Raw genomic sequence first — 20,282 nt, 5'->3', positions numbered from 1 at the left:
GAATGGTATATAAAGCATTGACGATTGCCGGTTCCGATAGTGGAGGCGGAGCGGGCATTCAAGCCGATTTGAAAACATTTCATCAATTACACGTGTTTGGCATGTCAGCCATCACAGCTGTAACGGCGCAAAATACGCTCGGTGTACAAGGAGTGTACCCCCTTCCAATCGAAGCGATCGAAAAACAAATCGACTCGATTGCAGTTGACTTGCCGCCAGATGCGGTGAAGACGGGGATGTTATTTAATGAAGAAATTATTGAGCTAGTTGCTCGTAAAATAAAACAGTATGGCTGGGTTCGTGTCGTTGTCGATCCGGTGATGATTGCAAAAGGTGGTGCCCCATTGTTAAAGCAAGAAGCGATTGAAGCGTTCAAACGTCATATGTTGCCACTTGCTTATGTGTTAACGCCAAACATTCCAGAAGCGGAAGTGTTAACGAATATGCGAATTGAAACGTTAGAGGATCGAAAAGAGGCAGCAAAAAAGCTTCATCATCTGGGCGTTCGGTACGTTGTCATGAAAGGTGGACACGCCGAAGGAAGCGAACTAGTTGACTTGTTGTATGACGGTGAACGATTTTACGAATGGAAAAGCGAACGGATTGAAACGAAACATACGCACGGCACAGGTTGTACGTTTGCTGCCGCCATCACCGCGCAACTGTCGAAAGGAAAAACAATATATGAAGCAGTAGATGTGGCGAAACGATTTATCCACGCAGCTGTTGAACAAACGTTACAAATTGGCAGCGGGCATGGTCCGACGAACCATTGGGCGCTTTATGAGTAAAAATGTTCACATCATTGACAAACATATTCGTTCCTCTCATTGTTAAAATAGAAATGGGGAATATGTTGCTGGAGGGGCGAATAAGATGGAAGAACTTTCAATTACATTAAACATTACGTACGTGCTACTGTTAACTTTTTTTATCGGGACGATGTTAATCGAATCGTGACGAACGACTGCACATATGTGTGGTCGTTTTCTTTTTCATGTAAATTTGGTATGATGAATATATATTTTTATAAAATCATCCGATAGGAGCGTGAATGTTCGTTGGGAGATTTGCCTCTGAGTTTAATTTTTTTACTCATCTTTTTAATTTTTTTATCCGCTTTTTTTTCAGCTTCAGAAACAGCGTTTTCAAGCGTCAATAAAATTCGTTTAAAAAATTATGTCGATGAGAAGCGGCGGGGAAGTAAAAAAGCGCTGTATATTGCCGAAAACTTCGACCGTGCTCTTTCGACCATTTTAGTCGGAAATAATATTGTGAATATTGCTGCGGCATCTATTTCTGCGAAAGTGGCGACAGACTTGTTTGGTGGCAATACAGGCCTCGTCATTAGCACAGTCGGCATGACCATTTTAATTTTAATTTTTGGTGAAGTGTTGCCAAAGTCATTGGCGAAAGAACATGCCGAGTCGTTTTCGCTTCTTATTTCTGACGTGCTGTATATGTTAATCCAACTGTTTACTCCCGTTACAGCGCTACTTGTTATGTTGAAAAAAGTTGTATCGAAACTTGTTGGTCAGCGAACAGATGTACCTTCTGTGACAGAAGAAGAAATTAAAGTGATGGTGAACTTAAGTGAAGAAGAAGGAGTAATCGACAATAAAGAGAAAGAACTTGTTCATCGTTCGCTCGATTTTAACGACATTTTAGTTGGCGAAATTTTCACGCCACGTATCGATATGGTTGCAGTAGAAGTGAATCAACCAGTTGAAGAAATTCGCGATATTTTTTTACGCGAACGATATTCACGCGTTCCTGTATATGAAGGAGACATTGATAACGTCATCGGAATTTTATCGGAAAGCGACTTTTTCAGTCAACTCGTACAAGGAAAAGAAGTAAACGTGCGCCAATTGTTGCGCACGCCGCTATTTGTCGTGGAGTCGATGCGCATTTCCACTTTGTTGCCGGAATTGCAAAAAAGTAAAGTGCATATGGCAATCGTCATCGACGAGTTTGGCGGTACGTCCGGACTCATTACGTTGGAAGACATTTTGGAACAAATTGTCGGCGAAATATGGGATGAACATGATGAGGCAGTAAAAACGTTTCAAAAAATTAATGATTATGAGTACGAATTTAATGCGGAATTGCCGCTTGATGAGTTTTGTGACATTTTAGGTATCGAAGAGCTAGAAAGCTCCTCTCATACGCTCGGTGGCTGGGTGTTTGAAATGTTTGAGCGCATTCCGACCGTTGGCGAATCGTTTGAGCATGAGTCATTAACGGTCACTGTCCGTCAAGTTGAAAATCGGCGCATCCGAAAAGTGCTCGTTCGCATTCGTGAACCGATTATGGAATAAAAATCGGCGCGGAAGGAACGTATCCGCCATTTACATTTCATGATGAAACAGGCGAGTTAACAGGATTTGATGTGGAAATTGCCAAAGAAGTAGCGAAACGTCTCGGTGTAAAACCGGTGTTTGTAGAAACGCAATGGGATGCGATGTTTGCTGGTTTAGATGCGAAACGTTTTGATATGATTGCAAACCAAGTGGGCATTCGTCCAGATCGTCAAGAAAAATACGATTTTTCCGATCCGTATATTACGTCAGCAGCTGTTCTTGTCGTTCATAAAGAAAATCAACAACGGACACGACAGTTTTTGCAACGAATTCAGTAAAACCCCCAAGCGATTGTCGCTTGGGGGTTTTCAGCCATGTTATTTAGTTGTGTAAGATCCACCTAATTGTTGTTGCGCCATTGCAACAAGACGTTTTGTAATTTCGCCACCAACTGAACCGTTTGCGCGTGATGTTGCATCTGGTCCAAGGTTTACACCAAATTCTTGAGCGATTTCGTACTTCATTTGATCAATTGCTTGTTGTGCACCGTATACTAATAATTGGTTTGTGTTTGTGTTTGCCATGTTCAATCATCTCCTCGTTACATTTTTTTATGGTTGGGTTAGCTGGATTTGCACCAGCAACGCGTGATCGTTTTTCACGCTGCCAAGCTTGGCTTAACCCATCGAATGTTGTTTGCTTGCTTGTACTACTATTTTGGGGAAAAAACATGTTATTATTCTTTTTTTTATGTGGTAATTTTTTGTGAAGTGGGAAAGATAATGGAAAATAGCGAAGCGAGGGATGAAAATGAACATTTGTCCGTTATGTAATGCCTTGCGGACAATCGTTTTTTATTGTGATCAATGTGGGGAAAAATTAAAAGACGAAGGGAAATTGACGGATTATTTTGATGACTACAGTCCGTATATGGATATGGATACGATGAAGATGGTTGATGGATATGCCGATACGAGAAAGCGGCACGTCTGCGTTCATTTGTTTCATTGTTCGCATTGTGGTGACGATATCGTTCAATTCATTCAAGAATAAAAGCCCGCTCAAATGAACGGGCTTATCGATTATTTTTCATTGCTCGAACGGATGCGCAACTCTGTGTTGACATCGAAGAAATGTGCTTTATTCATATCTAACGCAAGGTCGATCGTTTGACCTGCTTTTACGTCTGTGCGCGCATCAACGCGTGCAACAAATTCTTGACCGTTAATTTGCGAATATACCATGATCTCTGCACCAAGCAATTCTGCGACTTCGACATGAGCGCTTACTTTTGTGTTTTGTGATGCTTCAAGAAATACAGGCTCATCATGGAAGTCTTCTGGACGAATACCTAAAATAACTTCTTTGCCCACGTAACCTTGTTCGCGAAGCACTTTCATCTTTCCTTCTGGCACGGCAATTTTTACGTCACCGATCACGAATACGCCGTCTTGTAGGACGCCACGCAAGAAGTTCATCGCTGGTGAGCCGATAAATCCGCCGACGAAAATATTTTCCGGCTTTTCATACACTTCTTTTGGTGTACCGACTTGTTGAATGACGCCATCTTTCATAACGACAAGGCGCGTCGCCATCGTCATCGCTTCTGTTTGGTCGTGTGTGACATAAATAGTCGTTGTGCCTAAACGTTGATGAAGTTTTGCGATTTCTGCGCGCATTTGTACACGCAACTTTGCATCTAAGTTAGAGAGAGGTTCGTCCATTAAAAATACTTTCGCATCGCGCACGATGGCGCGTCCTAATGCAACACGTTGACGCTGACCGCCAGATAACGCTTTCGGTTTACGATCTAAATATTGCTCAAGGCCGAGAATGCGCGCGGCTTCACGAACGCGACGATCGATTTCATCTTTTGGAAACTTGCGCAATTTTAATCCGAACGCCATGTTGTCATATACGCTCATATGTGGATAAAGCGCATAGTTTTGGAATACCATCGCAATATCGCGATCTTTTGGCGCAACGTCATTCATTCGCTTACCGTCAATATAAAAATCGCCTTTTGAAATTTCTTCAAGACCTGCGATCATCCGAAGCGTTGTTGATTTTCCACACCCCGATGGACCGACGAATACGATAAATTCTTTATCTTGAATGTGTAAGTTAAAGTCTTTTACAGCTGTGACGTTGTTGTCATAAATTTTATACACATGTTCTAAACGAAGCTCAGCCATATGTATGCCTCCTTATGCAATCGATTTCATTTGATTTAAGCATATAGAAAAACGAACGAAGCGTAAATGGACAACGTGCACAAAAAAAGAAAACGTTTTCGGGCAATGTGCCTAATGGTGTTCGTGAAGCAAAATCGCTAAATATACAGTCAGTGCCCCTTTAAACTGTTTGATATCAATACTTGTTTTTTCGATAAACTTATCGATACGATATTGCAAACTATTGCGGTGCATATGAAGTTTTTTCGCTGCGAGCGAAACGTTTAAATTGCATTCAAAAAACGTCTTTATTGTTTCCAACATGTCGTGCTCTCGTTTTACCGCCTGTAAAAACATCGTCGCATATGTCATCTCCTCACCGCTAATAAGCAGAAGAGGAAAGATGTCTTCAATACAGTAAACACGTTGAGCGGGATTGTGTTTCAGCCCGACGTGAAAATATCGTTTTTCCGCTGCGAATATACGAGCAAGTTCAACGGAATGGAGGCATTTTTGTCCAATATATGCTCGCAATTGAATGTAAAAATCACTGCATAGCGTGTCGAACCATTCGTGAAGGGTAGAGGCAACGCTTTCTTCTTTCTGTTCAATCACGATCCATTGTTGTTCTGTTTCTGAAATAATCGTCACATCGTAAGGGAAAAGCGACTGGATCGCTTCCGTAAAATCACGTGTGTCAACTGTTCCTTTTTGTATGTAAAAGTAAATAAATCGTGTATGTGTCGAGGGAGGTAATTGTTCAAAAGCATGTTCCGCACCATGAATTAAAAAACGATACCATGCTTGTTGTTGTTTGTTCATCTGAGCAGTTACGGCTTCATACGGTGTAAACAATGTGGCTAATAGTGCACGTTCTTTTTGCGTGAGCATTTCTTTTTTGATACCGAAAAGCTCACCATGTTCTGTAGAAAACCACTCGTACGCATGTCGTTCATTCACTTGTCCATATTCAACAAGCGCATCTCGATAATATGCTCGTAATTTTTCTAACATGTATGTCCATTCCTTTCGTCTCTCCTCACGACTATTATACAAAAAGCGGCGAGAAAATGCTCGCCGCCTCATTTTACTTCATGTGGTGGTTGTTCCGTTTGTACATCACGCGCTTCTTCAATATTCGTGGCGCGATGGCATGAATATACATAGCCTCCCGCCATGCCTTCATTGATCATACGATCGATGTCCCATTCATAATTATCGCGTTCTTTCATCATACATGCCCCCTTATTCATTATTTTGTATGAACGGAAAAAAAGTATACATCATTCACGTTGTGCGCACATATATTCATAACGAGAGGTGAAAATGATGATTGTTCAGCTTTTACATGCATTGACGAATTACGATTTAGATGAAGAGGAAGAAGCGCTTATTCGTTATTTATATGTACTGCACATCGGAAAAGAATGGGATAGAGAAAAGAAAGAGAAAAAAGATGATTGGCGACAACAATTTGAGAAAATGAATATATATAAAGAAGCATGGTGTGCATCAGAACATGCGACAGAACGAGAAGTATTCCGGTTGTTGTTATGTAAATGTTTGAAACAGTTGCATAAGCAGTTATCGCACATTTGCGCTCATAGCGGACAAGCCCTATAATGAATGGTTAGAATAGCTTATTGGCAGAAGGGAGATCGTTATGGGGCTTTTTCTTTATTTATTATTTATGATCGTGGTTGGAGCATTTATTGGGGGAATGACAAATTCCCTTGCGATTAAAATGCTTTTTCGACCGTATCGTCCGATATATATTGCAGGAAAAAGACTACCATTCACACCTGGACTTATTCCGAAACGGAGAGAGGAATTAGCGGAACAACTTGGACGTATGGTTGTGGAACATTTATTAACAGCGGAAGGGTTGCGTCGAAAATTAAACGACCCATCGTTCGTTCAAGATATGACGAACTACGTGCAAGAAGAAGTAGAAAAATGGCTACAATCAGATCGAACTGTTGAACAATGGCTGAAGCAATTCGGGATGCCAGATCCGAAACAAACGGCAGAAACATGGATAGAAACGAAATATAAAACGTTCATGTCGCAATATCGTCAACGTTCGCTTCATGAAATCATTCCAATTGAGGTATTACAAAAAATAGATCATGCTATTCCTTCGATTGTCGATCGCTTATTGCTCCGTTTGCGCACGTATGTTGAGAGTGAGCAAGGAGAACGTCAAATTGAGCATATGATCAATGAATTTTTACAAAGCCGAGGCATGTTTGGCAATATGCTTCAAATGTTTCTTGGCAACGTTAGTTTGGCGGAAAAAATTCGCCCGGAAATCGTGAAATTTTTACAAAGTGAAGGAGCAAAACAGCTGCTTGTGCAACTATTCATAAACGAATGGGAAAAAGTGAAGGAGATGCGTATACATGAGGTGGAGCAAATAATCGATCAAGAAAAAATCGTCGTATGGGTGAAACGTCTCACCGCATTCATTGTACAAGAGCCGCTCCAAAAACCGCTTGGTGCACTCGTTGCACCTTATGTGCGGCATTCATTACCGACGCTCGTTCGCTTCCTTTTACAATTTGCTTCCGAACGCATCGAACGATGGATGAAACAGCTTCATTTGCAAGATATCGTTCGTGAAGAAGTCGCATCGTTTTCTGTTGAACGGCTAGAAGAAATGATTTTAACAATTTCGCGCCGTGAATTTAAAATGATTACGTATTTAGGGGCTTTGCTAGGTGGGATCATCGGGCTCATTCAAGGTTGTATCACGTTTTTCGTTCAAATGTAGACATACAGCGGCCGCTTCGATCATAGGGTAAAAAGAAAAGGAAAATGAGAGGAGTGTGCCGCATGGACGTCCTTCAAGCCATTCACGAGCTTTCAATAGCGATTCGTACAAGTGAGCCATTTGCCGAGCTTCGCCGCGCCTACGAGCAAGTGCAGCGCGATCCGACTGCGCACCAATTATTCACGAAATTTCGTGCGCTACAAAAACAGCTCCAACAAAAACAAATGAGCGGATTCCCGGTCAGCGATGCAGATGTCGAATTGTTGCAACAACATTTACATATTATTGAAATGAATGAAAACATTGCGCGGCTCATTCATGCCGAAGAACGTTTAAACGAGTTGTTTGCCAAAGCGATGAATGCGATGATTCAGCCAATTGACGAACTATATGACGGACACTCATAAAAATGGGTGTTCTTTTTTTTCCCCCCTTGTCATACGTATGAATGAAGCCAAGACATCGAGGGGGGACGTTCATGTATAAATTACTTGCGCTAAATATTGACGGAACATTATTAAAATCGAATGGCAAGTTGGAGAAAAAAACGAAAGAAGCGATCGATTTTGTGAAGAAAAAAGATGTGTATGTGACTTTGATGACGTCAAGAAACTTTTTATCAGCGAAAAAAGTAGCGAAGGCGTTGAAGCTAGATTCGTATTTAGTGACGTTTCGAGGGGCGCTTGTTGCAAAGTCGTTAGAAGAAAGGCTACACGCCTCTGTCATTCCAGCGCAAAAAACGTTCGATATTGTACACGTGCTTGAGCATTTCAATTGCAACGTACGCTTGCTTCACGAACGGTATTCGATCGGAAATCGAAAAAAAATAAAAAACAACATGATTGCGAAGACAATTTTAGGAGATCCATTTTTTTATCCGGCACAATTTGTTGACTCGTTAAGTGACGTGTTGCGCGATGATCCAATTGATGTGATGAAAATCGACGTCTTTTATTCGAATGAAGATGAATGTGATGAAATTGTCGAAACGATCGAACAGGCGTTTCCAGACGTTTCCCTCAGCGTGAGCGATGGAAAAATTGAATTGTTGCCAACAAACGTTTCAAAACTAAATGGGTTAATTCGGCTTGGAAACGAGCTCGGCATTTCGTTAAAAGAAATGGTCGTCATCGGTGACCATTTGGACGATATGCCAGCCATTGAAGCGGCCGGTCTTGGCGTTGCGATGGGAAATGCTTCAAAAGAAGTCAAAGCTGTTGCTGACTGGGTGACGCGTTCAAACGACCAACTTGGTGTCGCATATATGATTAAAGAACATTTTCGGAAACAACATCGTCCTCAGTTTTTACGTCAAATTCGTACAATAGAGAAAAAATAAATTCCGTTTCTTGACGAGCTTTTCGCTTCTTCTGTACACTTAAATGAGTTTAATACTTCGAAGCGAAAGGTGATTTCATTGCGTATTCATATTTGCGGACTTGAGCCGGTGGATCGTTTTCAACGTTCTCTTGAGGTCATTACCGGTTTATTTTTTGAAGAGGCAACGCTCTCTTTTATGGCGACAGAAGAAGCGGAAGTACGTGTGACGATGGACATACAACAAGGAGACCGGCTCGTTGTTAGTGGTACGTTGCAACATGAACACGGTCGCACGTATGAGGCTTATCACGCACGATCGTGGAAGACAGAAGAAGAAAAAGGACGCATGAAACAAGTGAAACATGCGGTTTCCTATATATATTTATCCCTTATGCAGCAATATACAGACTTTGTGCAACAATGGGGTATTTTAACAGGTGTTCGTCCAGTGAAATTATTGCATCAAAAATTGCGCTCTGGCTTAACGAGAGAAGAAGCACATCGCGAGTTGCGCGAAGATTATTTAGTGACGGATGAAAAAATTCAGCTTATGCAACAAATTGTTGATCGTCAGTTGACAGTTGTTCCAGATCTTTACGATTTATCGAACGAAGTAAGCATTTATATTGGCATTCCGTTTTGTCCGACGAAATGCGCGTATTGTACATTCCCAGCCTACGCGATTCAAGGAAAACAAGGATCTGTTGATTCCTTTTTATTCGGATTGCATTACGAAATGGAACAAATCGGGAAATTTTTAAAAGAGCGCAACATTCCGATTACGACTATTTATTACGGTGGCGGCACGCCAACAAGCATTACGGCAGAGGAAATGGATGCACTATATGCGCACATGTATCGTGTGTTTCCAAACGTTGAACGCGTACGTGAAATTACAGTTGAAGCTGGAAGACCAGATACAATTACATCGGAGAAGCTTGCGGTGTTAAAAAAATGGAACATCGACCGCATTAGCATTAATCCGCAATCATATATTCAAGAAACGTTGCGAGCAATTGGGCGTCATCATACGGTGGAAGAGACGATTGAGAAATTTCATCTTGCCCGCGAGGCAGGGATGAACAATATTAATATGGATTTAATTATCGGCTTGCCAGGAGAAGGTGTTGAACAGTTTTGTTATACGCTTGAGCAAACGGAAAAGCTTATGCCGGAGTCGTTGACGGTGCATACGTTGTCGTTTAAGCGTGCGTCGGAAATGACGAAAAATAAGGAAAAGTATAAAGTAGCGGATCGTGATGAAATTAGTGAAATGATGAAACGTGCGGAACGATGGACGAAAGAAAAAGGGTATGTGCCGTATTATTTATATCGTCAAAAAAATATTCTCGGCAATTTAGAAAACGTCGGTTACGCTTTACCGGGTCAAGAAAGCATTTATAACATTATGATTATGGAAGAGCAACAGTCGATCATCGGGCTGGGATGTGGCGCGTCAAGCAAATTCGTGCATCCAAAAACAAAAGCGATTACGCATTTTGCCAATCCGAAAGAGCCGAAAGCGTATAATGAAAATTACGAACATTACACAAATGAAAAATTAAAAATGATGGCACAATTATTTTAGCCCCGAGATGATCGGGGCTTTATCGATGAAATAAAATCAATTTGCCGCTCGATGTTGTACAACGATGCGTTTTATGTTCAAATTGTTTTTCTTTTAATTTTTGTTCGCCGATTCGTTTTGCTTCTTCATCATTTGCGGCAGTAAATGTTTCATCAAGCAGTTTTTCTCCCGTTTTTTCAAAAACAGTAAGCGTATATGTCTTCATCTTCCCACCCCTTTCCTTTGCATATATTCGCTCATTCACAACTATTTCCTTCTTTTATGCGTCTATTTTTTCGCTTATTTGCATATGTGTAAAGTAAGACAAGCTTAAAGGAGGATGCACATGCTTATTACATTGCTTCTTGCAGGCATTATCATTAGCGGATATATGGCGATTCGCACAGCAAGAGAAGAAAGGAAAATAGATGAAAAGCTGTTAGAAAAAGAAGGAGAAGTGTATATGGAGCGCATTCGGCAAGCGCGCGAGCAACGTCAGAAGGCCTTGGAATAAACAAGGTCTTTTATTTTTTTAAAAAATTCACAAAAATTTTTCTTCATTTTTTTATGTTTCATGTTAGGATATATATTATTACATATATGAGGGGGAGAAAGTCGTGAAGCGAGCGTACAATTTTAACGCAGGACCATCTGCTTTGCCGCTTGCTGTGTTAGAGCGGGCGCAAAAAGAATTGCTCAACTTTCAACAAACAGGTATGTCTATTATGGAGTTAAGCCATCGAAGCAAAGAATATGATGCGGTGCATGAGCGCGCAGAAACGTTGTTGCGCAAACTGATGAACATTCCTGATACGCATGATGTGCTTTTTTTACAAGGAGGAGCTAGTTTGCAATTTTCGATGGTGCCGATGAACTTGTTAAAAGAAGGGGAAGTCGGTAACTATGTGTTAACAGACTCATGGTCGGATAAAGCGATGAAAGAAGCGAAAAAAGTAGGGGCAACGCACGTGGCAGCTTCGTCGAAAGAAGAACAATATACATATATTCCGACGAATATCGAATTGTCTGAACGCGCTGCGTATTTGCACATTACATCAAACAACACGATTGCAGGGACACAATGGCGTGAATTTCCTAATGTAGCTGTCGATTTAATTGCAGATATGTCGAGCGATATTTTAAGCCGCAATATTGATGTAAGCCGTTTTGCTCTTATTTATGCGGGGGCGCAGAAAAATTTAGGCCCTTCAGGCGTGACGGTTGTCATCATTCGGAAAGATTTGCTCGCAAAAGGAGACGATCATTTGCCGACAATGTTAAACTATCGCACATATAGCGAAAGCCGTTCGTTATATAACACGCCACCAACGTTTGCGATTTATATGTTATCGCTCGTTCTTGAATGGGTAGAGGAACAAGGTGGTGTTCAAGCGATTGAAAAGAAAAATGCGGAAAAAGCTGCGATATTGTACCGTTGTATTGATGAAAGTGAAGGTTTTTACAAAGGGCATGCAAAAAAAGAAAGCCGCTCGCATATGAACGTAACGTTTACGTTGCCGAATGAGGAGCTTACAAAGAAGTTTTTAGCGGAAGCGAAAGAAAAAGGATTGATTGGATTAGCTGGTCATCGATCTGTCGGTGGATGCCGGGCATCTATTTATAACGCAGTAGATATGGAAGCGTGTGAAGTACTTGTACAGTTTATGGAAACGTTCCGAAAAAATATTTTTTGAAAATTTTTATTTTACCTTGGCACTTTAAAGTGCTATAATATTATTAAACTTGTTTACAAGCTGAGAAGAGAAAAGAATGAGATGAGGAGAGATGAGAAATGAACACGAGAACGTTAGTATTGTTGTCGCTTTTTGTAGGCATTGGTGCAGTGTTGCATACGGTTATTCCGGGGTTTTTCTTCGGGATGAAGCCAGATATGATGTTGACGATGATGTTTTTAGGCATTATGCTTTTTCCGAACAAAACAGCCGTTAGTTTATTAGCTATTGCCACAGGCATCATTTCTGGAGTGACAACGAGTTTCCCAGGAGGGTTTATCCCGAACATCGTTGATAAAGTTGTGACGGCTGCGATCTTTTTCGGCTTGTTTACGTTACTAAAGGCGAAAGCGACGCCAATAAAGGCGGCATTGCTTACGGCTGTGGGCACGTTCATTTCCGGTGCGACGTTTTTAGCTGTTGCGCTAATCATTGTTGGGTTGCCGGGAGGAGCAACGTTTGGCGGGCTGTTTATCGCTGTTGTCATTCCGACAGCGTTTGTCAATACGATTGCAATGATCGTCATTTATCCGATCGTACAGTCGCTCATGAGACGAACATATACAGTTCCGCAACAATAATAAAAAGAACCCGATCGTTTATGGTCGGGTTTTCCTTATATCGTTCTTACTGTATACGCATGAGCAAAAGAGTGACAGCGATAAAAAAAATAGCAAGACTTCCGAACACGCTTATGCGTTGCTTTAACACTTTTTTTGGGGGATACATGCGTGCTTTATTCAACATAGAAAACGTGGCAATCGTCAAATATAAAAAAATGAACCCAATCGTCGCCGTCGCGATGATCATGTTTGTTCCTCCTAATTTGAAAAGTTATATATTTCAATTTATTAAAAAATTTTAATATTTAATACTTTATTATTTATTGTTTTACTGGCATAATAAAAGATAAAAAGAAGGAAATACGAAAAAGTGGGTGGAGAGATGAAAAGCACGGGACGACATTATTCTGTTAAAGAGGCGATGTTATTTAGTCAAAGGGTTGCCCAATTAAGTAAAGCGTTATGGAAATCAATCGAAAAAGATTGGCAACAATGGATTAAACCGTTTGATTTAAACATTAACGAGCATCATATTTTGTGGATTGCCTACCATTTGAAAGGGGCTTCCATTTCTGAAATCGCCAAGTTTGGTGTCATGCACGTATCGACGGCATTTAACTTTTCAAAAAAATTAGAGGAACGTGGCTTGTTGTCGTTTTCGAAAAAAGAAGACGATAAACGAAATACGTACATTGAACTGACGGAAAAAGGAGAAGAAGTTTTATTAAAATTAATGGAGTCGTACGATCCAAAACGGACGTCTGTGCTCCAAGGCATTCAACCTTTATATGAATTGTATGGTAAATTTCCAGAAATGTTAGAAGTGATGTGTATGATCCGAAATGTGTACGGGGACGATTTTATGGAAATTTTCGAACGTTCTTTTCAAAACATCGAGCAAGAGTTTGTTGAAGAAAGCGGGAAGTTAAAAAAGAAAGATGAGCAGCAAAAAGAAGTAGCTTCATTCGTTGAGCGTATGTAATAAACGTTGAAACTCTGTCATAAGCGGAACGAATAGCTGTTGTTGTTTTAACGCATCAATCGTCTCAGCAAGGGGAAGGTTCGGATGAAGCGCATTCGCAAACTGTGTAAAAAGCGAGGTGAAGATGACGAAACCTTCCTCTTTTTGTTGTTTATATTGCTCGCTTAGTTGTTCGCACAGGCGCAATATGCTTTCCACTTCTTCTTTTGTTAAGCCATAACGGATGACGAGCGCGTAAAACGGCTTTTTTTCCGGTGCGATCATGTCTAACATGAGCGAACAGTAATACTCCAGCTTTTCAATACGTTGTTCAATGCTCATCTTTCGAAACTCCTTTAGCGTACTTATGTGTATTATTTTACAGGAATTGTTGCATAAATGAAATGTCCATTATTGATTTATCGAAAAAATCGTTGTAAAGTAGGGGAGTAAATACATAAAAACAGGAGGGGACTCGTTTGGCGCTTTATTTTATACCCCTTGCGACAGTTATTCTTTTTATCATTAATCAGCTAACAAATACGCTTTGTATTCAAAAAGAAATTCCAGAAGAGAAACAGCCAAAAGTATTTCGTACCATTAATGTCCTTATTACCATTTTACTTATTTCTTCCTACGTCGAAGTGTTGTTTGCGTAAAGAAGCTGACAGTGTCCCTGTCAGCTTCTTTCATTTAGTATAACCAAGCGGCACCAACGATAATTAATAAAATAAACAACACAACGATTAACGCAAACCCGTTTGCATAACCTGCTCCTGCACCCATAGACGACACCTCCTTTCGTATATGAAGGCGTTGCGACGCTTTGACAATGTATTGTATGTCAAAAGGAGCAAAAAGGTATGGGCGCAGCTTGCTTTATTTTAGCTTTCGGAAAAAATATGGTATAGTATGTTTTGTGTATATTTAAAGATAGGAGTTGTGAGAACATGAAAAAATGGACAGTTGCCATGTCGACGGCAGCGATGCTTGCGCTTTCGGCTTGCAATAACGGATCAGAAGTTGTTGTTGAAACGAAGGAAGGCAACATTACAAAGGAAGAATTGTACAACGAAATGAAAGAACGTTACGGCAAAGACGTGTTACGCGATCTCGTACATGAGAAAGTGTTAAGTAAAAAGTTTAAAGTAACGGATGAAGAGCTAAATAACGAGATCGAAAATTTAAAAGAAATGTACGGTACGCAATATGATTTAGCGGTGCAGCAAAATGGCGAAGAAGCGATTCGCGATATGGTAAAGCTTGATTTGTTGCGCCAGAAAGCAGCGATGGAAGACATGAAAGTAACCGATGAAGAATTGAAAAAATACTACAATGAATATAAGCCGAAAGTGAAAGCAAGCCACATTTTAGTCGACGATGAAAAAACAGCAAAAGACATTAAAGCAAAGTTAGAAAAAGGTGAAGACTTTGCGAAATTAGCAAAAGAATATTCAAAAGATACAGGTTCAGCACAAAATGGCGGCGATTTAGGCTGGTTTGGTCCTGGAAAAATGGTGGAAGAGTTTGAAAAGGCAGCGTATGCGTTAAAAGTCGGTGAAATTAGTGATCCAGTGAAAACACAATTTGGCTACCATATCATTAAAGTAACGGATAAAGAAGAGAAAAAGTCATTTGACGAAATGAAAGAAGAAATTGAATTCGAAGTGAAAAAAAGCAAACTCGATACATCGAAAGTACAATCGAAGCTTGATGAGCTGATGAAAGAAGCAAATGTCGACATTAAAGACAAATCGTTAAAAGACGCATTAAAAAGCGAGTAATAATGACGAAAGAAGGTGTCCGCGCGGGACACCTTCTTTTCATAAAGCTTGTTTGATTTGTGCAGCGATGTGTTGTAACTCATCAAACGTATAGTTGCTTTGATTGGATTTCCACACAGCTCCAAATCCGTCTCCTTTACCGTACCGCGGAATGATATGCATATGATAATGGAAAACGGTTTGGCCTGCAATTTCTCCGTTGTTGTTTAAAATATTGATGCCTTCTGGGGAAAACTGTTCACGAATCGCGTTGGCGATTGTAGGAACAACTTCAAATACACGTTGCGCAAGTTCAGGTGTTAGCTCGTAAATGTTTTCTTTATGTATTTTCGGTACAACGAGCGTATGCCCCTTTGTCACTTGACTAATGTCTAAAAAGGCGATGACATGTTCATTTTCAAATACTTTTGCACAAGGAATGTCGCCGTTTATAATTTTACAAAAAATACAGTCGCTCATGTTGATGCCACCTTTCTTTCCATTTTGTCTTTATTTTACCACACGATCGTCGTTTCGAAAAACGGAAAGAGCAGGATGCGTATCGCATCCTGCCCATTGAAGAGGGATCTTTATGATTACGTGTCTTTTGGGAACACCTCATTTACGAGTAGAATCAGTTACGCGTTTGTGAGTGCGACATTGTTCAAGATGACCATCCCCTTTTCAAGGGAGTGCTTTCGTTGTTACAGGCTAGCTAATGTGCGGCCCGTAGACACCTCATTTCATCATGTTCTTGAACTTGCTTTGTTGCTCACTGCGACTTGCTACTTGTTTGTCCCTCTTCGCTACTTATCATAACCCGTTTTTCTTTTTATTATTCATTTGTTAAAATAAAAAATAATGACGGAAGAAAGGAAAGCGATGATGGCACTATTACAAGTTCAGCATATATTCGGGGGCTATACGAACAAAGATATTTTAGATGACGTATCGTTTACCGTGCAAAAAGGGGAAGTTGTCGCGCTGATCGGGTTAAATGGAGCAGGAAAAAGTACGACAATTAAACATATTATCGGATTGATGCAACCGCGTAAAGGAACAATTACAATAAACGGTATGACGTTTCAAGATGATCCACAAGCATATCGCACACAATTTACATACATTCCGGAAATGCCTGCGCTATACGAAGAATTGACGCTTGAAGAACATTTACGTCTCACCGCCATGGCGTATGGTGTGACGGATCGAGCATACGAACAGCGCGTGCCACAGTTGTTGAAGGCGTTTCGGCTTGAGAAAAAGTTAAGTTCGTTTCCTGCATTTTTTTCAAAAGGAATGAAACAAAAAGTAATGATTATGTGCGCTTTTTTAGTCGATGTACCGCTTTATATTATTGATGAACCATTTGTTGGATTAGATCCGCTCGCCATTCAAGCGCTACTTCAGCTTATTGAGGAAAGAAAAAAGGAGGGAGCGGGTGTGCTGTTGTCGACGCACATTTTAGCGACAGCCGAGCGGTATTGTGATTCGTTTATCATTTTACATGATGGGCAAGTGAAAGCAAGCGGATCATTGCCAATGCTTCAAGAGCAGTTACATATGCCTCATGCTACGCTTGATGATATATATATCGAATTAACGAAGGAAGAGACGAACGATGATTGATGGACAGCAGTTATGGAAAAAGCGGATGATTGCTCATCTCGCCGAGGTGAGACGGTACGGTCGTTATATGTTCAACGATCATTTGTTGCTTGTCTTATTTATCGGAATCGGGGCAAGTGCGGTATTTTATAAGCGAGCAGTTGATGAACTGGTGTCTTTTCCTTATGCTGTTGTTGCTTCGCTTCTGCTCGCTTTTGCGGTGACGCAAGGTGGAGTGCGGACGTTTGTTAAAGAAGCAGATGCGGTATTTTTTCTTCCGATCGAGCGACGGCTTCGTCCGTATTTTTGGCGTGCTGCGGTGTACAGCTTCTTTCTGCATTTGTACGTTTCGTTTATTGTATTTGTCGTCCTTTTGCCTTTGCATTTTCAATTTTCATCGCAGCCGTTGTTTATCGTCTTGTTGACGATTGTGTTTTTAACAGGATGGAATATGTTCGTTCAATGGCAAGAGGAGGCACGAATTGGGCGAGATCATTTTCATACGTTTGTTCGCTTTTTAACGAATGCAGCGTTTTTTTATTTTTTATTTCTCCAACAATATGTGTGGATGTTTGTCCCTTTGCTGTTTATGGTTATCCTTGCGCGATATGTGGGGCGAAAAGGACGCAAAAATGGGCTTCAATGGGAGCAATTGCTTGCTGATGAACGGCGACGAATGCAAGCGTTTTATCGGCTCGCCCACGCGTTTGTTGATGTTCCTCACATGAAACATACGGTGAAAAAACGAACGTCACTTCGTTTCCTTTTCCGTTTGTTCGATCGTTGGCATATGCGACCGTATACGTATTTGTATGTACGTACATTTTTCCGTGCGGGCGATTATTTCGGTTTGTTCGTTCGCTTGACTGTGATCGGTAGCGTCTTTATTTTTACATTGCCTCGCGGTGTGGAGTGGTTTGCTCTTTTATGTTCGTATGCAACAGCGGTACAATTGCTTTCGCTTCGCTTGCACCATCGCGGGCATCCGCTTCTCTCCCTTTATCCGATCTCGTCTGTTGAGGCGCACCGATCGTTTATGAGTGTGTTATTGACTATTGGGGTGAATCAAGCGTTTATTTTTGGTATGGTTGCATATATCGCTCATGGCGTTTTCACTATGTTATCGACGTTTTTCATTGTTTTCATATGCTACGGTGTGGTTATGTTCTATGTCGGAAAAAAAGGAGCGGCTTGAACCGCTTCTTTTACTTTTCCGTATATTGAATGGCTGCAAGACCGAGTGTTTTCGCTGCAATAAGCATCGCACGTTCATCAAAGTCAAATTTCGGATGATGATGCGGATAAGCGATTGTTGTTGTTTCGGCTTTTGCCCCTGTAAAGAAAAACGTTCCTTTTACACGTTGTAAATAATAGGCGAAATCTTCTCCGCCCATATGCGGAGGAATTTCGACGACGTCGGTGACTTCATCTATTTCATGGGCGATAGAGGCGAGAAATTTCGTTTCTTCTTCATGGTTCACAACAGGCGGATAACCGCGGGTGTACGTGTATTCATACGTACAACCGTTGGCGATGCATGTACCTTTAACAATTTGCTCAATTTCTTGTTCAATATCGTCACGTACTTGCTCAGAAAATGTTCGCACTGTTCCGATTAATGTGGCGCGATCGGCGATGACGTTAAATGCGTTGTCGGAAACGAAAGAGCCGATAGAGACGACAGCAGGTTCAAGCGGATTGACGCGACGGCTAACGATTTGCTGCAAATGTAGTACGAGTTGCGAGGCGGTAACGATTGCATCTTTTGTTTTGTGCGGCTCTGCTCCGTGACCGCCAGAACCTCGAATGACGACTTGGAATCGGTCTGCCGCTGCCATAATCGGTCCTGTCCGATATTGAATGACACCTGTTGGCGCTGTCGCCCATATATGTGTGCCGAAAATGGCATCTACTCCTTCTAAACAGCCGTCTTCAATCATCGCCTTTGCCCCGCCTGGTGCGTATTCCTCTGCATGTTGATGGATGCAAACAATCGTACCTCTCCAATGTTCACGTAATTCATATAGCGCTTTGGCAAGAACGAGAAGCGTGGCCGTATGCCCATCGTGCCCACACGCGTGCATGACACCTGGAACGGTTGATTTATATGGTACATCTTTTTCATCTTGAATCGGAAGGGCGTCAAAATCCGCCCGAAGCGCTACTGTTTTTCCGCCTTGTTGGCCATGAATAGTTGCGACGATCCCGTTTCCTCCAATATTTGTTCGCACAGGAATGCCAAGTTGTTTATAGTAATTGGCAATATATGCGGCTGTTTTATACTCTTGAAACGATAGTTCGGGATGTTGATGCAAATAACGGCGAATCGTAACCATTTCGTCGTAATATTCACGAAGCTTAGCAAATAGTAATGTTTTCACGTGAACCGCTCCTTCTGTTTTTTTTCATTATACCATCGTTGACAAATGATCGAAAACGGGTTAATATACCCACATATGTATTTAGGAGAGACATATATGGGTACATGGATTAATGTCGTTCTCATCATTTTGCTTATTTATTTTGTTGCGGCAAAAATGTTGCCAACAAAAGGTGTGGAGCATATTACACCAGATGAGTTAAAAGAAAAATTAAAACAAACGAAAGACCGCCAATTTATTGATGTACGCACACCTGCGGAATATCGCGCGCGCAACATTCGTCAATTTAAAAATATCTCGCTTCATCAGTTGGCTGATCAACTACATGAGTTCGATCGCGAAAAAGAGACGATTGTGATTTGTCAAAGTGGTATGCGTAGCAATCAAGCGACAAAAATATTAGCGAAAAATGGATTTAAGCGCGTCGTGAACGTGCGCGGCGGCATGAACGCTTGGAATGGATAAGGCTGACGGTGTGTCAGCCTTCTTTTACAACTGCATATGTTGTCACATAGGATGGACGCGGAAAAATGGACCGTTGTTGATCGATTCCCTTTTCTGTGCCACGTTTTTGGTGCGCTTTTTCGTAAGCTTTAGACTGTTGCCAATGACGAAAGGCACTTTCATTTTCCCACATCGTCATAATGACGTATGTATCGCTTTTTAACGGACGTAACACGCGAATGGCGACAAAGCCAGGTTCTTTTTCAATTAAACGCGCTCGCTGATTGAAGCGATGTTCAAATAGTGGTCTACCTTCATCTGTGACAGGAATGTTATTACAAACGATAAACGTTCCCCCAAATGATCCGACGGCATCAAGCACTTCGTACGGACGCGGCTCGTGAAAGACGCTTGTTCCTTCTGTTTCATGAATAAGCATACCATTGTCCTCATTACATGCGAGCAACATGCGCTCATTTGGATGCTGATCGCGTAATCGTTTTAAGTAGTCGATTGTGCCATTTGTCATAAATACGTACACCGATATCATCCCCTTCCTTTTCTTGCTCATATTTTACCACTTTCTTTTCTTCTTGGCGATTTCATGAACGTTGCACATTATTACTACCCAGACGGTGAAAAAATCGGTATAGTTGTGTTAGTGGAAACAAATAAACAATTTCGCTACACTA

The 20,282-nt window shown here is 41.2% G+C and carries 28 protein-coding genes and 1 pseudogene; 18 read left to right on the top strand and 11 right to left on the bottom strand.

The window, feature by feature from the left end; translation table 11 throughout:
- Positions 1-2: 2 nt before the first annotated feature.
- The 3 genes and pseudogenes from thiD to NSQ23_RS12375 all read left to right on the top strand — a co-directional run.
- Entirely contained in the window at positions 3-791 is a 789-nt protein-coding gene (thiD, locus tag NSQ23_RS12385; protein WP_339170986.1) for a bifunctional hydroxymethylpyrimidine kinase/phosphomethylpyrimidine kinase, read from the top strand.
- Between the two features lie 270 nt (positions 792-1,061).
- Positions 1,062-2,321 (top strand): hemolysin family protein, encoded by a 1,260-nt coding sequence (locus tag NSQ23_RS12380; protein WP_339170983.1) that lies wholly within the window; start codon positions 1,062-1,064, stop codon positions 2,319-2,321.
- Positions 2,318-2,602: pseudogene (locus tag NSQ23_RS12375) on the top strand (transporter substrate-binding domain-containing protein); the annotation flags it as partial. The gene NSQ23_RS12380 and the pseudogene NSQ23_RS12375, both read left to right, overlap by 4 nt.
- Before the next feature lie 78 nt (positions 2,603-2,680).
- Here the strand turns inward: NSQ23_RS12375 and NSQ23_RS12370 are convergent.
- Positions 2,681-2,887 carry an alpha/beta-type small acid-soluble spore protein gene (locus NSQ23_RS12370; protein WP_128999797.1) on the bottom strand — a complete coding sequence of 69 codons (207 nt, stop codon included), beginning with the start codon at positions 2,885-2,887 and terminating at the stop codon, positions 2,681-2,683.
- A gap of 226 nt (positions 2,888-3,113) precedes the next feature.
- Between NSQ23_RS12370 and NSQ23_RS12365 the strand changes: the two genes are divergently transcribed.
- Entirely contained in the window at positions 3,114-3,356 is a 243-nt protein-coding gene (locus tag NSQ23_RS12365; protein WP_339170981.1) for a hypothetical protein, read from the top strand.
- 29 nt (positions 3,357-3,385) lie between these two features.
- Here NSQ23_RS12365 and ugpC read toward each other — a convergent pair whose 3' ends face one another.
- The 3 genes from ugpC to NSQ23_RS12350 all read right to left on the bottom strand — a co-directional run bounded on the left by ugpC (position 3,386) and on the right by NSQ23_RS12350 (position 5,709).
- Positions 3,386-4,498, bottom strand: a complete 1,113-nt coding sequence (ugpC, locus tag NSQ23_RS12360; RefSeq protein WP_339170979.1) for a sn-glycerol-3-phosphate ABC transporter ATP-binding protein UgpC — start codon at positions 4,496-4,498, stop codon at positions 3,386-3,388.
- 111 nt (positions 4,499-4,609) lie between these two features.
- Positions 4,610-5,491 carry a helix-turn-helix domain-containing protein gene (locus tag NSQ23_RS12355; RefSeq protein ID WP_339170977.1) on the bottom strand — a complete coding sequence of 294 codons (882 nt, stop codon included), beginning with the start codon at positions 5,489-5,491 and terminating at the stop codon, positions 4,610-4,612.
- Positions 5,492-5,559: 68 nt separating this feature from the next.
- Positions 5,560-5,709: a hypothetical protein gene (locus tag NSQ23_RS12350; RefSeq protein WP_162471116.1), complete on the bottom strand. Its 150-nt coding sequence runs from the start codon at positions 5,707-5,709 to the stop codon at positions 5,560-5,562.
- Between the two features lie 97 nt (positions 5,710-5,806).
- Here NSQ23_RS12350 and NSQ23_RS12345 point away from each other — a divergent pair, with 97 nt between their 5' ends.
- From NSQ23_RS12345 to NSQ23_RS12325, 5 genes are all read left to right on the top strand, one after another.
- A complete protein-coding gene (locus NSQ23_RS12345; protein ID WP_194947784.1) occupies positions 5,807-6,100 on the top strand; it encodes a hypothetical protein in 294 nt (97 codons plus the stop codon).
- A 67-nt stretch (positions 6,101-6,167) separates the two neighbouring features.
- Positions 6,168-7,250 (top strand): DUF445 family protein, encoded by a 1,083-nt coding sequence (locus tag NSQ23_RS12340; RefSeq protein WP_241738711.1) that lies wholly within the window; start codon positions 6,168-6,170, stop codon positions 7,248-7,250.
- A gap of 62 nt (positions 7,251-7,312) precedes the next feature.
- Entirely contained in the window at positions 7,313-7,657 is a 345-nt protein-coding gene (locus NSQ23_RS12335) for a YlbF family regulator (protein WP_004892149.1), read from the top strand.
- A gap of 71 nt (positions 7,658-7,728) precedes the next feature.
- The gene (locus tag NSQ23_RS12330) at positions 7,729-8,589 is read left to right on the top strand and encodes a Cof-type HAD-IIB family hydrolase (protein WP_339170974.1); all 861 of its coding nucleotides are present in this window, start codon (positions 7,729-7,731) and stop codon (positions 8,587-8,589) included.
- 69 nt (positions 8,590-8,658) lie between these two features.
- Entirely contained in the window at positions 8,659-10,158 is a 1,500-nt protein-coding gene (locus tag NSQ23_RS12325) for a coproporphyrinogen III oxidase (protein ID WP_339170973.1), read from the top strand.
- A 19-nt stretch (positions 10,159-10,177) separates the two neighbouring features.
- Here NSQ23_RS12325 and NSQ23_RS12320 read toward each other — a convergent pair whose 3' ends face one another.
- Positions 10,178-10,363, bottom strand: coding sequence for a YhzD family protein (locus tag NSQ23_RS12320; RefSeq protein ID WP_035018868.1), 186 nt, complete (start codon positions 10,361-10,363; stop codon positions 10,178-10,180).
- A gap of 120 nt (positions 10,364-10,483) precedes the next feature.
- Here NSQ23_RS12320 and NSQ23_RS12315 point away from each other — a divergent pair, with 120 nt between their 5' ends.
- From NSQ23_RS12315 to NSQ23_RS12305, 3 genes are all read left to right on the top strand, one after another.
- Positions 10,484-10,651 (top strand): sporulation YhaL family protein, encoded by a 168-nt coding sequence (locus NSQ23_RS12315; protein ID WP_004892137.1) that lies wholly within the window; start codon positions 10,484-10,486, stop codon positions 10,649-10,651.
- Positions 10,652-10,754: 103 nt separating this feature from the next.
- Positions 10,755-11,831: a 3-phosphoserine/phosphohydroxythreonine transaminase gene (serC, locus tag NSQ23_RS12310; protein WP_004892134.1), complete on the top strand. Its 1,077-nt coding sequence runs from the start codon at positions 10,755-10,757 to the stop codon at positions 11,829-11,831.
- Positions 11,832-11,929: 98 nt separating this feature from the next.
- A complete protein-coding gene (locus NSQ23_RS12305; RefSeq protein WP_004892132.1) occupies positions 11,930-12,451 on the top strand; it encodes a tryptophan transporter in 522 nt (173 codons plus the stop codon).
- Between the two features lie 46 nt (positions 12,452-12,497).
- Here NSQ23_RS12305 and NSQ23_RS12300 read toward each other — a convergent pair whose 3' ends face one another.
- Positions 12,498-12,680, bottom strand: coding sequence for a hypothetical protein (locus NSQ23_RS12300; RefSeq protein ID WP_006319095.1), 183 nt, complete (start codon positions 12,678-12,680; stop codon positions 12,498-12,500).
- 135 nt (positions 12,681-12,815) lie between these two features.
- On the opposite strand from NSQ23_RS12300, the gene NSQ23_RS12295 reads away from it, so the two are divergent.
- Positions 12,816-13,415, top strand: coding sequence for an HTH-type transcriptional regulator Hpr (locus NSQ23_RS12295; RefSeq protein WP_192948531.1), 600 nt, complete (start codon positions 12,816-12,818; stop codon positions 13,413-13,415).
- On the opposite strand, the gene NSQ23_RS12290 is transcribed toward NSQ23_RS12295, so the two are convergent.
- Positions 13,395-13,736, bottom strand: a complete 342-nt coding sequence (locus NSQ23_RS12290; protein ID WP_004892128.1) for a YhaI family protein — start codon at positions 13,734-13,736, stop codon at positions 13,395-13,397. The two genes, NSQ23_RS12295 and NSQ23_RS12290, sit on opposite strands and share 21 nt — an antisense overlap.
- 137 nt (positions 13,737-13,873) lie before the next feature.
- Between NSQ23_RS12290 and NSQ23_RS12285 the strand changes: the two genes are divergently transcribed.
- Positions 13,874-14,053, top strand: a complete 180-nt coding sequence (locus tag NSQ23_RS12285; RefSeq protein WP_004892125.1) for a hypothetical protein — start codon at positions 13,874-13,876, stop codon at positions 14,051-14,053.
- A gap of 34 nt (positions 14,054-14,087) precedes the next feature.
- On the opposite strand, the gene NSQ23_RS12280 is transcribed toward NSQ23_RS12285, so the two are convergent.
- Complete coding sequence (locus tag NSQ23_RS12280) at positions 14,088-14,180, bottom strand: YjcZ family sporulation protein (protein WP_019417055.1); 93 nt, start codon at positions 14,178-14,180, stop codon at positions 14,088-14,090.
- A 164-nt stretch (positions 14,181-14,344) separates the two neighbouring features.
- Between NSQ23_RS12280 and NSQ23_RS12275 the strand changes: the two genes are divergently transcribed.
- Entirely contained in the window at positions 14,345-15,178 is an 834-nt protein-coding gene (locus NSQ23_RS12275; protein ID WP_339170968.1) for a peptidylprolyl isomerase, read from the top strand.
- A 39-nt stretch (positions 15,179-15,217) separates the two neighbouring features.
- Here the strand turns inward: NSQ23_RS12275 and NSQ23_RS12270 are convergent, their stop codons facing one another.
- Positions 15,218-15,637 carry an HIT family protein gene (locus NSQ23_RS12270; protein WP_012575818.1) on the bottom strand — a complete coding sequence of 140 codons (420 nt, stop codon included), beginning with the start codon at positions 15,635-15,637 and terminating at the stop codon, positions 15,218-15,220.
- A 402-nt stretch (positions 15,638-16,039) separates the two neighbouring features.
- On the opposite strand from NSQ23_RS12270, the gene NSQ23_RS12265 reads away from it, so the two are divergent.
- Together NSQ23_RS12265 and NSQ23_RS12260 are read left to right on the top strand one after the other, a co-directional pair.
- Positions 16,040-16,786 carry an ABC transporter ATP-binding protein gene (locus NSQ23_RS12265; RefSeq protein ID WP_192948501.1) on the top strand — a complete coding sequence of 249 codons (747 nt, stop codon included), beginning with the start codon at positions 16,040-16,042 and terminating at the stop codon, positions 16,784-16,786.
- Complete coding sequence (locus NSQ23_RS12260; RefSeq protein WP_339170967.1) at positions 16,779-17,960, top strand: ABC transporter permease; 1,182 nt, start codon at positions 16,779-16,781, stop codon at positions 17,958-17,960. Before NSQ23_RS12265 ends, NSQ23_RS12260 begins: the two co-directional genes overlap by 8 nt.
- A gap of 10 nt (positions 17,961-17,970) precedes the next feature.
- On the opposite strand, the gene NSQ23_RS12255 is transcribed toward NSQ23_RS12260, so the two are convergent.
- Positions 17,971-19,146 (bottom strand): M20 family metallopeptidase, encoded by a 1,176-nt coding sequence (locus tag NSQ23_RS12255; protein ID WP_339170966.1) that lies wholly within the window; start codon positions 19,144-19,146, stop codon positions 17,971-17,973.
- 96 nt (positions 19,147-19,242) lie between these two features.
- Here NSQ23_RS12255 and NSQ23_RS12250 point away from each other — a divergent pair, with 96 nt between their 5' ends.
- Positions 19,243-19,611 (top strand): rhodanese-like domain-containing protein, encoded by a 369-nt coding sequence (locus NSQ23_RS12250; protein WP_339170964.1) that lies wholly within the window; start codon positions 19,243-19,245, stop codon positions 19,609-19,611.
- A 13-nt stretch (positions 19,612-19,624) separates the two neighbouring features.
- On the opposite strand, the gene NSQ23_RS12245 is transcribed toward NSQ23_RS12250, so the two are convergent.
- Positions 19,625-20,131 (bottom strand): antibiotic biosynthesis monooxygenase, encoded by a 507-nt coding sequence (locus tag NSQ23_RS12245; RefSeq protein ID WP_339170962.1) that lies wholly within the window; start codon positions 20,129-20,131, stop codon positions 19,625-19,627.
- Between the last annotated feature and the right edge of the window lie 151 nt (positions 20,132-20,282).

The sequence above is a fragment of the Anoxybacillus sp. FSL W8-1294 genome (genome assembly GCF_037965005.1).
In the GTDB taxonomy this organism is placed as follows: domain Bacteria; phylum Bacillota; class Bacilli; order Bacillales; family Anoxybacillaceae; genus Anoxybacillus; species Anoxybacillus flavithermus_G.
Note: the sequence above shows the minus strand (reverse complement) of the source record. Positions and strands in the feature narration are given on the sequence as shown.

Excerpts from the sequence above, each read along its gene's own strand:
- thiD (WP_339170986.1), top strand. The coding sequence starts at position 3 with ATGGTATATAAAGCATTGACGATTGCCGGTTCCGATAGTGGAGGCGGA.
- NSQ23_RS12370 (WP_128999797.1), bottom strand. The coding sequence starts at position 2,887 with ATGGCAAACACAAACACAAACCAATTATTAGTATACGGTGCACAACAA.
- NSQ23_RS12365 (WP_339170981.1), top strand. The coding sequence starts at position 3,114 with ATGAACATTTGTCCGTTATGTAATGCCTTGCGGACAATCGTTTTTTAT.
- ugpC (WP_339170979.1), bottom strand. The coding sequence starts at position 4,498 with ATGGCTGAGCTTCGTTTAGAACATGTGTATAAAATTTATGACAACAAC.
- NSQ23_RS12355 (WP_339170977.1), bottom strand. The coding sequence starts at position 5,491 with ATGTTAGAAAAATTACGAGCATATTATCGAGATGCGCTTGTTGAATAT.
- NSQ23_RS12350 (WP_162471116.1), bottom strand. The coding sequence starts at position 5,709 with ATGAAAGAACGCGATAATTATGAATGGGACATCGATCGTATGATCAAT.
- NSQ23_RS12345 (WP_194947784.1), top strand. The coding sequence starts at position 5,807 with ATGATTGTTCAGCTTTTACATGCATTGACGAATTACGATTTAGATGAA.
- NSQ23_RS12340 (WP_241738711.1), top strand. The coding sequence starts at position 6,168 with ATGATCGTGGTTGGAGCATTTATTGGGGGAATGACAAATTCCCTTGCG.
- NSQ23_RS12335 (WP_004892149.1), top strand. The coding sequence starts at position 7,313 with ATGGACGTCCTTCAAGCCATTCACGAGCTTTCAATAGCGATTCGTACA.
- NSQ23_RS12330 (WP_339170974.1), top strand. The coding sequence starts at position 7,729 with ATGTATAAATTACTTGCGCTAAATATTGACGGAACATTATTAAAATCG.
- NSQ23_RS12320 (WP_035018868.1), bottom strand. The coding sequence starts at position 10,363 with ATGAAGACATATACGCTTACTGTTTTTGAAAAAACGGGAGAAAAACTG.
- NSQ23_RS12315 (WP_004892137.1), top strand. The coding sequence starts at position 10,484 with ATGCTTATTACATTGCTTCTTGCAGGCATTATCATTAGCGGATATATG.
- NSQ23_RS12305 (WP_004892132.1), top strand. The coding sequence starts at position 11,930 with ATGAACACGAGAACGTTAGTATTGTTGTCGCTTTTTGTAGGCATTGGT.
- NSQ23_RS12300 (WP_006319095.1), bottom strand. The coding sequence starts at position 12,680 with ATGATCATCGCGACGGCGACGATTGGGTTCATTTTTTTATATTTGACG.
- NSQ23_RS12295 (WP_192948531.1), top strand. The coding sequence starts at position 12,816 with ATGAAAAGCACGGGACGACATTATTCTGTTAAAGAGGCGATGTTATTT.
- NSQ23_RS12290 (WP_004892128.1), bottom strand. The coding sequence starts at position 13,736 with ATGAGCATTGAACAACGTATTGAAAAGCTGGAGTATTACTGTTCGCTC.
- NSQ23_RS12280 (WP_019417055.1), bottom strand. The coding sequence starts at position 14,180 with ATGGGTGCAGGAGCAGGTTATGCAAACGGGTTTGCGTTAATCGTTGTG.
- NSQ23_RS12275 (WP_339170968.1), top strand. The coding sequence starts at position 14,345 with ATGAAAAAATGGACAGTTGCCATGTCGACGGCAGCGATGCTTGCGCTT.
- NSQ23_RS12270 (WP_012575818.1), bottom strand. The coding sequence starts at position 15,637 with ATGAGCGACTGTATTTTTTGTAAAATTATAAACGGCGACATTCCTTGT.
- NSQ23_RS12265 (WP_192948501.1), top strand. The coding sequence starts at position 16,040 with ATGATGGCACTATTACAAGTTCAGCATATATTCGGGGGCTATACGAAC.
- NSQ23_RS12260 (WP_339170967.1), top strand. The coding sequence starts at position 16,779 with ATGATTGATGGACAGCAGTTATGGAAAAAGCGGATGATTGCTCATCTC.
- NSQ23_RS12250 (WP_339170964.1), top strand. The coding sequence starts at position 19,243 with ATGGGTACATGGATTAATGTCGTTCTCATCATTTTGCTTATTTATTTT.